This is a genomic window from Microcystis sp. M_QC_C_20170808_M9Col, assembly GCF_007095495.1.
Taxonomy (GTDB): domain Bacteria; phylum Cyanobacteriota; class Cyanobacteriia; order Cyanobacteriales; family Microcystaceae; genus Microcystis; species Microcystis aeruginosa.
Map to the genome: position 1 here is coordinate 1 of NZ_SFBZ01000170.1, position 11,684 is coordinate 11,684.

Annotated in this window: 11 protein-coding genes and 1 pseudogene; 4 read left to right on the forward strand and 8 right to left on the reverse strand. The window is 42.9% G+C overall.

Features of this window, described 5'->3' with window-relative positions; translation table 11 throughout:
• Positions 1-544: 544 nt before the first annotated feature.
• Both EWV68_RS10090 and EWV68_RS10095 read left to right on the forward strand, forming a co-directional pair.
• Positions 545-1,990 (forward strand): Ig-like domain-containing domain, encoded by a 1,446-nt coding sequence (locus EWV68_RS10090; protein WP_287169685.1) that lies wholly within the window; start codon positions 545-547, stop codon positions 1,988-1,990.
• Positions 1,991-2,046: 56 nt separating this feature from the next.
• The gene (locus tag EWV68_RS10095) at positions 2,047-4,284 is read left to right on the forward strand and encodes an FUSC family protein (protein WP_287169686.1); all 2,238 of its coding nucleotides are present in this window, start codon (positions 2,047-2,049) and stop codon (positions 4,282-4,284) included.
• Positions 4,285-4,313: 29 nt separating this feature from the next.
• Here EWV68_RS10095 and EWV68_RS10100 read toward each other — a convergent pair whose 3' ends face one another.
• The 7 genes from EWV68_RS10100 to EWV68_RS10130 form a co-directional block, all read right to left on the reverse strand.
• Positions 4,314-6,386: an AAA family ATPase gene (locus EWV68_RS10100; protein WP_061431897.1), complete on the reverse strand. Its 2,073-nt coding sequence runs from the start codon at positions 6,384-6,386 to the stop codon at positions 4,314-4,316.
• A gap of 185 nt (positions 6,387-6,571) precedes the next feature.
• A complete protein-coding gene (locus tag EWV68_RS10105) occupies positions 6,572-6,748 on the reverse strand; it encodes a hypothetical protein (RefSeq protein WP_002737666.1) in 177 nt (58 codons plus the stop codon).
• Between the two features lie 101 nt (positions 6,749-6,849).
• Positions 6,850-7,440: a 3-isopropylmalate dehydratase small subunit gene (leuD, locus tag EWV68_RS10110; RefSeq protein WP_002796901.1), complete on the reverse strand. Its 591-nt coding sequence runs from the start codon at positions 7,438-7,440 to the stop codon at positions 6,850-6,852.
• Positions 7,441-7,544: 104 nt separating this feature from the next.
• Positions 7,545-7,988: a class I SAM-dependent methyltransferase gene (locus EWV68_RS10115; protein WP_287169688.1), complete on the reverse strand. Its 444-nt coding sequence runs from the start codon at positions 7,986-7,988 to the stop codon at positions 7,545-7,547.
• 5 nt (positions 7,989-7,993) lie between these two features.
• The gene (cobU, locus tag EWV68_RS10120; RefSeq protein WP_061431866.1) at positions 7,994-8,545 is read right to left on the reverse strand and encodes a bifunctional adenosylcobinamide kinase/adenosylcobinamide-phosphate guanylyltransferase; all 552 of its coding nucleotides are present in this window, start codon (positions 8,543-8,545) and stop codon (positions 7,994-7,996) included.
• A gap of 48 nt (positions 8,546-8,593) precedes the next feature.
• Complete coding sequence (locus EWV68_RS10125; protein ID WP_061431867.1) at positions 8,594-8,971, reverse strand: phosphomannose isomerase type II C-terminal cupin domain; 378 nt, start codon at positions 8,969-8,971, stop codon at positions 8,594-8,596.
• Positions 8,972-9,124: 153 nt separating this feature from the next.
• The gene (locus tag EWV68_RS10130; protein WP_287169690.1) at positions 9,125-10,408 is read right to left on the reverse strand and encodes a flotillin family protein; all 1,284 of its coding nucleotides are present in this window, start codon (positions 10,406-10,408) and stop codon (positions 9,125-9,127) included.
• 99 nt (positions 10,409-10,507) lie between these two features.
• On the opposite strand from EWV68_RS10130, the gene EWV68_RS22080 reads away from it, so the two are divergent.
• Positions 10,508-10,696, forward strand: a complete 189-nt coding sequence (locus EWV68_RS22080; RefSeq protein WP_081106789.1) for a hypothetical protein — start codon at positions 10,508-10,510, stop codon at positions 10,694-10,696.
• A 248-nt stretch (positions 10,697-10,944) separates the two neighbouring features.
• Positions 10,945-11,043, forward strand: a pseudogene (locus EWV68_RS10135) (PEP-CTERM sorting domain-containing protein); the annotation flags it as partial.
• Between the two features lie 59 nt (positions 11,044-11,102).
• On the opposite strand, the gene EWV68_RS10140 reads toward EWV68_RS10135, so the two are convergent.
• Positions 11,103-11,684: Uma2 family endonuclease (locus EWV68_RS10140; protein ID WP_287169691.1), on the reverse strand; the 582-nt coding region annotated here is incomplete at its 5' end.

Consider the following 11,684-nt stretch of genomic DNA (forward strand, 5'->3'; position numbering starts at 1 on the left):
AGACCAGAACAGAGTAAATCTGTTAAGGCAGGTGCGGAACCCCGCAAGGGAAAGAAGCAGAAACCTAAATCGTGAGGTTTGGGAATCACCGTCCGTTTACGGCGGTGAGGATGTCAAAACTTCCCCCTCGATTTAGCTTCCGGTGATGCTATCCCCATGGCCTTGACGGCAGCGGCGATAGATGGTTAAAAATAAACAGATGCTGGATCCCCATCCAACATCCGCGTTCTAACTCTGCACACATTTTGCTAAGTCCTCATGATAAGTTAAAAAACGCTTCCTTTTTGGGGGCGTTTTTATTTATTCGATTGAAAAAACCGATGACAATCATTACTAAAGCTGATAAGAAAGTGGGAAGTGGGGTGTAGGGTGTAGGGTGTGGGGTGTAGGGTGTGGGGTGTGGGGTGTGGGGAGAATAAAGCTGCCTATTGCCTATTGCCTATTGCCTATTGCCTATTGCCTATTGCCTATTGCCTATTGCCTATTGCCTATTGCCTCCTGACTGACTCCTGACTGACTCCTGATAACTGATAACTGATAACTGATGAAAAGATTAGCTTGGTTCGATCGCTTAGTGTTAGCGACTATTTTGGCCTTAATTGCTGGGATATCGTCGATTTTGATCCAGGGAAATCAAGTTCCTACCCGAGGGGAGAATTTTAGCTGGCAAGGACGAAAAATCGGCGTTAGGGACAATTATTTTACTTTAAGTTTTAATCGACCGATTGACCGTTCCGACATAGAAACCGGACTGGTGATCGATCCTCCCTTGCCGGGTAAAATTAGCTGGTCTGGCGATCGCTTGACCTATACCTTGACGGAATTGCCCATCTACGGCAAAAAATATCAAGTAAAGTTACCCATTGCCCAAGGTGAGGACTTTATCGGGGAATTTTACACCCACGATCGAGCTTTTGCCTATATTGGAGTCAACCAAGAGGAAAGAGGCCGTTTAATCGTCTGTAATATCATTCAGGGGGCAAATAACGTCACAGAACTGAAAAAAACCATCCTTACCCCTGCGGATCTGGTGGTCACGGATTTTCAAATCTATCCGAGGGGGGAGAGAATTTTATTCTCGGCCTTCGATCGCTCTGACTTAGGACGAGACACCCCGAAACAGCAACTTTACACGATTACCACGGGTTTAAATCATGACGAACATGGTCAAAATTTGCCCAGTGGTCGTATAGAAAGGTTTTTAGATGCGAAAACCTATCAAAATCTGCGCTTTGATCTCTCAGATAACGGCAAAACCCTAATCGTGCAGAGAATTAATCATGGGAATCCGGGGGATGCCAGTTTATGGGTAATCAGGGATGATGGACAATCGCGACCGTTAGGAATGCAAGGGGATAATTTTTTACTATCTCCCGACGGTAAAAAAGCGGTTGTCAGTCAAACGGGAGGGGTAGCGGTGATTCCTTTGGATGTCCAAGCGGGAAAACCGCAATTTTTGCCTACCTACGAGAAAATACTCGCTTTTTCCCGGGATGGTCGCCAAAAATTAATGGTGAAATCAGAACTGGATAATCAGCGATCGCTATTTTTGCTCAACGATCAGGGAGAGTCAAGACTACTATTAAGAACAGCTAATCCGATTATTAGCTGTGAATTTGAACCGCGACAAGAAAAAACCCTTTACTGTCTGAAAAGCGATCTGGTCATGGGCAGCGATGGCAAAGTGAAAGAAGAACCATTTTTAGGGATTATTGAGCTAAAAACGGGTAAAATGATGCCCCTGCTGGCCTTACCTAATTATCGTGACGTGCAGATGAGTATGTCTCCTGATGGCGTGGCCTTATTATTTGATCAGTTAGCAACCACACCCTTTGGAGTCAGAAATGATTTAGTCACCGGGGAGGGGTCGAGCATTGCCGATGGTCGTCTCTGGTTATTACCACTCCCCGATCAATTCAGTCCCAATAGCACCCCGAAAATTTTACCTCAAGAACTCAACGCCGGTTTTAAACCCCGTTGGCTGCCCTAAAATTATTGATCGGTAGCTATGTTATCAGGTTCAAGAGTTAAGTTTTCAGTGAATTTATGCTACTTCAGCGATTTGCTTTTTTATTGCGTCCTAGTGGCGATATCGAGATCGAGCGGGGGATTCGGACTTTATTGGCGCTCGCGGTACCGATTATTATCGGTGATATTTTAGATCAGTCAGAATTGGGGTTAATGGTCGGTTTAGCGGCTCAAATCTTGATTTTAGCCGATGTAGGGGGACTTTACTGCCTGAGAGCGAAAACCCTAGTCGCTACGACCATTGGGATGGCTCTAGCTTTGATTATCGGCACATTAGCCAGTGCTTGGCTAGGATTGACCGTGGTGATAGTTTTTTGCGGGTTGTTTCTAGCGGGTTATTTGACGGTTTACGGGGAAAATGGGGCGTTAGCTGGGGTAGTAATTAGTTTATTGCTGCTTTTTGCTGTTTCTTTGTCATCGGGGGATATTGTCGTCGCTTTACAACGGGCCGGAATCGCTGTGTTGGGAGGGGGATGGACAATTTTTTTAGCCCTGTTTATCTGGCCTTTTCGCCCTAATCAGCCTTTACGTCAGGTAACGGCGGAAAATTTTCAGGGTATCGCCACCTATCTCCGCTCTTTGCCCTTAAACTCTCGTTCTAATGCTAATGAGGAGCCATATTTTGACAAAATCCGCCAGCTGTTGCTACGTTCGAGGAAAACTGTCACCTTGACGCGTCGGGGACGTTGGGGAAAAAGTGAGCTGCGGGAATTGTTAATCGTCTTGATTGAAGATAGCGATCGCATTAATACCAGCTTAATTGCGCTGCGAGAATTGCTTCATCTTCATCCCTTGCCACAACTGACCACGGTGGGTATTTTATTAGAAGATATTCTCGTGCAAGTGGCGGAAATTAGCGAAGATATTGCCTGGTTAATTTTGGGTAGAAATAAACGACCAGATTGTGAACGCTTGCAGCTATTACTCAAGGCGATCGAGCAACAAAAAAACCTGCAAGCTAAAGTTTTAGAAAATGCCCAGGATGATTATAGCAGTTATGTGGCAATTTCGCAATTAAATAATCGTTTAAAAAAATTATTTAAACAGCTAAAAATAGCCAGTGAAACAGCGCAACATTTGCGGCAAAGCGAGAACTTTTCCGATAAAAAAAATCCCTGGCAGCGGAACTTTGAAGGGATAGAAAAAGAGTACAGTCAAGAAAAAGCTTGGTGGGAACCCTTAAAATCTAATTTTAATCTAGAGTCTCCCCTATTTCGTCATGGTTTACGCTTGGGTTTGGGAAGTGCGCTAGGAGTCTTGATTTACAATAAGCTAGGAATTACCCATAGTTTTTGGATTGGTTTAACCTTAGTTATTGTCTTAAAACCAGATTTTAGCTTGACTTTTCAACGCTTTTTAAATCGGGTGTTTGGCACGATTTTAGGCTCGTTTTTTGTTTTGGCACTGTTGCCAATTATCGATAATCCGATCTGGTTAGAAATTATTGGGGTGATTTCTATAGCGATCGCTTTAGCTTTGGTACGATTTCACTATAGTTTGGCAGTATTTTTTATCACAATTTTTGCTTTAATCTTCAGTCGTCTCGATCCCAGCAATGACGGCATTAATTTAGAGTATATCAGAATAATTTATACTTTAATCGGTAGTGCTTTGGCCTTTGTCCTTTCCTTCGGTTTTTTACGGTTTAATGAAGATGAACGTTTTTCCCTCGCTGCCATTAAAGCATTAGAAGCTAATCAAATATTTTTTCAGTCAGTTATGGCAGTTTATTTAGGAGAATCATCCTATCAAACTGCAATTTTATCTTCCCATCGCCATAAAGCTCGACGAGCAAATACAACGATGCAAACGGCCCTACAAAGATTAATTGATGATCCTAGCACACCCTTTCCACAAATGGAACCGGCAATCACTTTAAGTAATTATATTCCTCGTTTTGGTCGCGGGGTGACAGTTTTATTGACGGAATTGGAACAATATCGCGGTAGTCCTCCCCATCCTAATCTCAGTCTGTTCACGCAACAAATAACCCAAGCTTTGACGCAATTAACCCAAGCTTTGCAAACAAATAATCCTCCTCCTCCCTTACCTCCCCTCGAAGATACTTTAGAAGAAGTCCTCGATCATTTGCAAGAATTGCGAGAGGAAAGGTTAGTAGAAATTGGCAATCAACAAGAGGGAACTAATCTCCATAAATATTTAGGGGATTATAATATTGTCACCACGGAACTTGTGGAATTATCCAGTCGTGTGGGGGTAATGAACACAGCAATCGATCGTTTTATTAGAAGTTAAAATTTAGTTATGACAAGAGAATTTAGCAGTCAGGAGGAAAATCGATTAACTTCGATAATTTCCGTATATTCAAAATTATTAGGACTGCGTTTCACTAGAGAATAATCAACACCATGAAGATTAATTAAATCCTCTTGACAATCCGCTTTCGGAGAATTATAAACTAACACATATTCTTTACCAATATAGGGAGAAATCTCGGTTTCTACTTCTCCTCTCCATTGAGTTTTTGTCACTAAAACAATTAACTGATTGGCTAATTTAGGAATAGCGATCGCAACTTGCCGACGATAGATATGATCAAGACTACCAAAAGGGGAATCCATCACCAGAGGAAAAGTGCTGCTATCAATTCCCATCAAAGTATTTTTCTGACTCCATTCTCGCACTCGATCAATAATTCCCCCGATAAAAGATAAACTGAGAATCTGATTTTCTCCGGTGGAAGCTGCCACGGGAATGGCGAATCCTGTCGTATTTTCTAATAGTCTTACCTCGTAATCGGGACTAATACGGGGAATATAGGGAGTAAAAGAAATTGAGTTAAAGATTTCCTGTACCCGTTTTTCTAAGGACAAACGAAACTGATTTTCTAATCTCTGTCTTACCTCACTAATGCGATTAATTGCCTCTTGAGTCGCTAAACTACGTCGTTGTCCTAAATTAGATTTTTCCTCTTTTTGTTGCTGTTTTTGTACCTGTTTTTGCAGGGATTCTAACTCTTTTTCATAGATATCTAGTTGATTTTTATTGCTGCCCTGTTCCAATCGTAAATCTTTGAGGGAATCCTCGATCGCATCTAAACGAGATTGCAGATTTTTAATATCTTCATCGGGATAATGGCGAAATTTATCCCGAACTTCATCTAATTCTGATTCTACCAAAGATAATTCTAAGCGCCACTGGTGAATATTAGCTTGATAACTATCCACTTCTTGCCAAAAATCTAACACCCGTTTATCTATTTCTCTGACTGTGGAAGATAAGCGAATGGCCGCTTCTTCCACATCGGCCATTCCTGCTTTATTCATCCAGTCTTGTACCTCTAAATAAGCTTGGCTATTTTCCTGTAATTCCTGGCCACAAATACATTTTTTCCGCTCTAATAATTGTTGGACAAATTGCTGTTTGATACCACTGGGTAATTCCCCTTGTTGTCGCAGGCGATCGATTAATTGCTGAAAATTTTGATTAATTTCTTTTAAAAAGACTTGATAAGCTTGCTGGGAAATTAATTTCTTTAACTTATCCTTAGTTCTCACTAAATCTTGCCGCAGATTTCTTTCCTGTTGTTCTAATTTTTCTTTTAACTGTTTTAATTCCTCGGCACCACTTAACTCTAATAAGCGATTAGTCACGGCTTTTTTTAATTCTTCCTGCTGGGATAACTGGTTAATAATATCCTGCTGACGCTGTTTTAATTTCTCGAAATCCTGCTCGATTTTACTTTCCTGTTTCAATAACTTTTTTAAATCCGATTCTCCTAAATCTTTAAGCTCATCTTGTAAAGATTTCTTAGCTTTTTTTAAATGCTCGATCGCTCGATCTAATACTTTAACTCCCAATAATTCTTTTGTATCCTCGGCGATTTTACCTTGGCTACTACTGCGAAATTGATGATCGATATATTCCCCATCAAAAAAGAAATAACGGTGTAAACTTTCGGGTAAAATTTGATTAATAATATCCTCTGGTGGTTGATTGGGTGTGTACCAATTGCCATCATCACCAGCGTAGAGCATATATAAACTATTTTGACCGTATTTAATTTTACTATTTACATCTTGATAGGCGAAAAATTTTCGTTTTACCTGATAGCGTTTATTTTCATGTTCAAAGTTTACTTCTGCGGAACATTCTAGGGAGGTTCCCGTGCTTACCTCCGTAATTGCCCGTTTATTAACTAATAACTCTGGTTCGGCAAAAGCTGCCGTAAATTTTTCATAAAGCACCCAAGTACAAGCATTTAAAATGGTTGTTTTTCCCGCTCCATTATTGCCATAAATTACCGTTGTATTGCGAGAACTTGCCGCTAAATGTATCTCGGGAGTCTTGCCATAAAATTGTCGAAAATTACATAACTTTATTGATAGTAGTTTCATAGTTAGATAGAGGGGATGATGGGGAAGTGGGGAAGTGGGGAAGTGGGGAAGTGGGGAAGTGGGGGGATGGGGAAGTGGGAAGTGGAGCATTTGGATGAAATTTCCCTAAACCCCTAAATCCCTATCACCCTATCACCCCAAAACCCTATCACCCTATCTCCTGACTCCTGATAACTGATAACTAATTATTGAATTACTTCTTTAATAATCGTTAAAACATCATCATTGATATTGCGAGGATTGCGCTGGTATAACTTATCTCTTTCCAATTTTAAAACGCGATCAATGATTTTTCGCACATCTTCGGGAGCGTTTAAAATCGGTTCTTGGATATTTTGGAGATTATTATCAGGATTAGTCATAGGGCAGATTTTTTAATATTTACAGCTGCTGCATTGCAAACAAAATCCTTGCCAGGGTACGTTAATCTATTACTAGCGCACCCTCAGCCTAGATTGTTTCCCTAGACGAAACTTAAATAGGGTAACTTTTGGGCGGTAGATTGAATCAGATCGAGATTTTGTAACAGCTGTCCGCAGGTATCCCAACCCCCTTCTATTAACATCTGTCGGGAACCTTCATTCATAGAGACGGTAGCGACAAAATCCCCCCATTCCACCGTCATGGTTGTCAAGGAAAGATCGACGGGAATTTCGGGATTAGCGGCAATTAGATCCTGTAAATGGGCGATGGTTTTTGCCTCAGCAGTGACACAGGGAACCCCATTAGCGATACAATTGCCAAAAAATATTTCGGCGAAACTTTCCCCGATAATTGCTTGAATTCCCCAACGTAAAATCGCTTGCGGTGCGTGTTCCCGAGAAGAGCCACAACCAAAATTACCATTAACTACCAGAATTTTCGCTCCTTGGTACTGGGGTAGATCGAAAGGATGACTCCCCTGTAAAGCCGCTCGATCATCGGCGAACACTTGTTCTCCTAAACCTTCAAAGGTGATACAACGCAAAAAACGAGCCGGAATAATGCGATCGGTGTCAATATCGTTGCCTCGCAAGGGTAAAGCTCGTCCGGAGATGGTTTTAACTTGACTCATGATCTTTTTCTAACTTTTACTAGCAGTGATAAAAAAGGTGGTTGCATCTTGCCATACCCCCTGATCGGTGGCATTTTTCTCGATTTCTCGGCGATAATTGTTCACTAGAGTCGCAATTTCGGCAGCCGATAGGCGATCGAACCGCCTTTTTTTAACCATTGATACCATTTTGCCAGCACTTGCGGGATATCGGGGAAAAGTGCAATCGCCAGAGAACAGGTAATCAGATCGAAACTAGACTCGGCAAAGTCAATGGCAGCTATATCGGCGTTAATTAGGTCAATATTCTCGATATTTAATGCTTCTAGCTTTTTTTCGGCTCTGGCAATCATTGCCGGCGTGAAATCAACCCCGATGACACTTTTTACTTTTGGGGCAATTGCGACCGCTATAAATCCCGTTCCCGTTGCCACGTCTAGCACAGATTGTTTTTTTTGTAAATAGAGATAATTTACTAATTTAAGGGCGCGAGCTTGCGTAAAATCGTTATCGTAATCGTGACGACGGGCATAAAAATCAATCACTTGACGCTGATAATCGTTGCTCAACTTCTCTATTGCCCAATTATCGACAAAGACTGACCCAATTGACTTAAATTAAGAGCATGACCCCCGGTAACTAGATAAACCGCGTCTGCTATTGTGCCAATTCTACGACAGAGATCGCCTAAACGATCGCGAAACAGACGACCGAGGGGATAAGCGGGAACCACACCCCAACCAGTTTCTTCCGCCACCAGAATAACATCAACCGGCGCGTTTTTGAGGGAATACAAGAATCGATCGCTAATTTCTAACCATTCAGCTGCCGACATTTCTAAACAATTGGCTACCCAAGTACCGAGGGAATCGATCAATAAACAGTGAGTAAATGGGCTATTATCAATAGTTTCGCTTAATTGTCGGGGAATTTCTTGGGTTTGCCATTGGGGGGAACGTCGCTGCCGGTGTCTTTCAATGCGGTCGCACCATTCTTGATCTTTTTCATCCACTGAGGAGGTGGCGATATAAATAACGGGTTTTTGGCTGATTTTGGCTAAATATTCGGCCCATTCACTTTTCCCAGAACGGGCGGCCCCTGTAACTAGGATAATTTTTTCATCCACGATCGAGATTTTGGCAAATAACTAAAGTATATACGGAAGAAAACTGTCCTATTCTCGATCATCAAAACGGTGAATATCATCATCTCCTAAATATTCGCCATTTTGCACCTCAATCATCACCAAAGGAATAGAACCGGGGTTTTCCACCCGATGACGGGTATTCATGGGAACATAGGTAGATTCTTTTTGTTTGAGGAGAGTTTCTTTTTCATCACAAATTACCCGCGCTGTACCGGAGACGACAATCCAGTGTTCACTGCGATGGTAGTGCATTTGGGTACTCATGTGATGGCCTGGTTTAATGACAATGCGATTGATGCGATACCGGGGACCTTCCTCCAATACCGTCACCGTTCCCCAGGGGGGAGTCCGCGTCATTTCTAGGTCTTGGGGAGAAGGGGAGGGAGCATTAATTAAGTCATCCATGGCGGTGGTCTCCAAACTTGATTAACATTCTAGTGGACGATAATCAGTAATCAGTAATCAGTAATCAGTGAACAGACAGGACTTTTACTGCCATTTAATACTGCTCACTTAATACTCTATCCTCCTACTGATAACTGATAACTGATAACTGATTCAAGAGGGCAATTGTTTAAAATCAAAATTTTTGTCTTTACCCTTGACAGATGGCTCGGTTTGTGCTATGCGATTAGCCATTTGTACCAGATCCACCCCGGTAGCTTGTCGCAATTGTTCGGCAAAGGCAGTCATTTTCGGGACAAGATTACCATCACCTCCGTCCACTACCGTCACCGTTTGCACCTGCACTTCTGGGACACTAGCGACCATTAATTTAAGCAATAACTCCAATTTTTGGTATAAAAAGATGTTTTTAGCGTTATTTCCCGCTCCTTGCCAAGATGCCGCCAGTTTTTTGGTTCCTTCCGCTTGCGCTTTCCCCTGTTCGATAATTTTGGCCGCTTCCCCCCGGGCTTTTGCGATCGCTTGTTGACATTCCGCGGCCGCAGGGGCGATCACATCTGCCTGTAATTGCTGTTTCACCTGCTTAATTCGGGCAGTTTGTACCGCCACTTCTGCCTGTACTTTAGCTAAATCGGACATAACCACCGATTCTACCTCGGCAATCATGGCGCCGCGCTTAGTTTGAGTGTCGCGCACCCGTTTTTCTGCGTCAGCTTTGGCTATTTCTAAATCTTTTTGGATACGACGCAAAGCGGTTAGGCGTAGATTCTCGGAATCCTTGATAATCGATGTTTTTCGGGCTTTTGCTTCTGCTATCCGGGCATCTCTCTGTAATTCGGCTTTTTGCTTCCGTCCGATCGAATCGAGATAACGCACCTCATCGGAGATATTCTGGATCTGCAAACTATCCAAAACTAAACCCAATTTTTCTAGATCCTGTTCCGCTTCTTCCAGGAGACTTTTAGCGAAAGCAATCTGATCGGAGTTCGCTTGTTCTGGGGTTAAATTGGCCAAGACACCGCGCAAATTGCCCTCTAGGGTTTCTTTAGCCAATTGTTCGATTTCCTTGCGTTTCTTGCCCAATAAACGCTCGATCGCATTATAAATAATCGGTTCTTCCCCGGCAATTTTAATATTCGCCACCCCGGTGACGATCAACGGCACACCGCCCTTAGAATAGGCATTAACCACCCTGAGATCGATGATCATGTTGGTCAGGTCCATTCGATACACTTGTTCTAGCATAGGTAAACGAATACTGCTGCCCCCTTTTACCAAACGATAACCGATGGTTTTGCCCGTGGCCGTGGGACGACGACTGCCTGCAAAAATTAAAACTTCACTCGGTTGACAGATGTGGTAGTAGTTACGGATGACCAATAAACCCGCACCTGTCCCTAAACCGAAAACTCCCAGTAAAACAGCGATAATTTCCATAGATTTTATTACGGTCGATGCTCGGATCAAATTAACTAAATTGTATCCATCAATTCCCAACTTTGACAGACCAGTAGTCTAGTAGGGTGTAGGTAGGGTTTGCGGCAAAAAGTTTTTCGTGGGGGTAGGGTGTGGCCTCCCAACCCCCCCGACATCGGGGGGGCAGGTGGGGTGTGGGGTTTTACCGATTTTCAGGTGGTCAATTACCTAATTTTCAGGGAAAAAGTCCAGGGATTTTCCCCCCAATCACTCCAATGGTCGGCACTTTTTGAGGGAAAAAAAGTCTAAAAACCTTATCCAACAAGGTTTATGTTGACTTCAATCAAATTGCTTCTAAAATCTACACATAAGTACCTAAGCAAAATTAATTACACATATCTAACCACCTCTTGCCTCTTGCCTCTTGCCTCTTGCCTCTTGCCTATCTTCACTAGGAAATTAATTTTGCACGACTACTTAACTTTATTCGTAGAGCCAATTATTCAATGTATGAATAATCTCAAAAAATCTCTCGGCATTTGTTGACCGTCGCTTCTGCTGCTGTGGGTGTCCCCGAACCCACGGGTGTTCTTGGTTATATCACACTGGGCGGTTTAATGCTACTAGGGGGTACTGTCCGCAAAACGAGAAAATAATGTCCCAGAGAGAGGAGGCGCGGGTTTCCTCTCTCTTTTTTTGGGGGGTTTTTGAGCCTTCAGGTTTCAGTATCTATCCCTAATTCCCGCAATCGTGCCGCTAGTTGTTCTGCTCGTTGTTTAGCCGCAGAAGCCTCTTGTTTAGCCGCAGAAGCTTCTTGTTTAGCCGCAATTAACTCCTCATCGGCAAGGGGAATTAACTCTCCTTCCAGCGTCAACCAGCGCAACCATAGCCGCTCAATCCCCCGATAGGAACCTTGCCACAAACCCAAGCTCAATTCCAGTTGAGGAATCGGTAAGCGTCCCTCCACTAAAGCTACGGGTTGGTAACGACCGCCTACCAGTTCAAACGCCTGAAGTTGGTTAGTATAGCGACTGAAAACCACATAGTAGGGAATCCGCAGAATCTGTTCATAAACTGTCCACTTAGTTGGCGGTTCTTCTGGTTGGCGTAGTTCTTCTCCTAAATCTTGATTTTCCGTACCTGGAGACAATAATTCCACCACAATCGCAGGGGAAACTCCTTCCTGCCAAATCACATAACTTAAGCGCAGGTCATGGCCATCGTAGAGACGAGGAACACCGACCACCCCAAACCAATCAGGACGCTTGTACCATTGAGGGTGTCTGACATCGTAGTA

Coding starts and splice junctions, on each gene's coding strand:
- EWV68_RS10090 (WP_287169685.1), top strand. CDS start 545: ATGAAAAGATTAGCTTGGTTCGATCGCTTAGTGTTAGCGACTATTTTG.
- EWV68_RS10100 (WP_061431897.1), bottom strand. CDS start 6,386: ATGAAACTACTATCAATAAAGTTATGTAATTTTCGACAATTTTATGGC.
- leuD (WP_002796901.1), bottom strand. CDS start 7,440: ATGAGTCAAGTTAAAACCATCTCCGGACGAGCTTTACCCTTGCGAGGC.
- EWV68_RS10095 (WP_287169686.1), top strand. CDS start 2,047: ATGCTACTTCAGCGATTTGCTTTTTTATTGCGTCCTAGTGGCGATATC.
- EWV68_RS10105 (WP_002737666.1), bottom strand. CDS start 6,748: ATGACTAATCCTGATAATAATCTCCAAAATATCCAAGAACCGATTTTA.
- EWV68_RS10130 (WP_287169690.1), bottom strand. CDS start 10,408: ATGGAAATTATCGCTGTTTTACTGGGAGTTTTCGGTTTAGGGACAGGT.
- EWV68_RS10125 (WP_061431867.1), bottom strand. CDS start 8,971: ATGGATGACTTAATTAATGCTCCCTCCCCTTCTCCCCAAGACCTAGAA.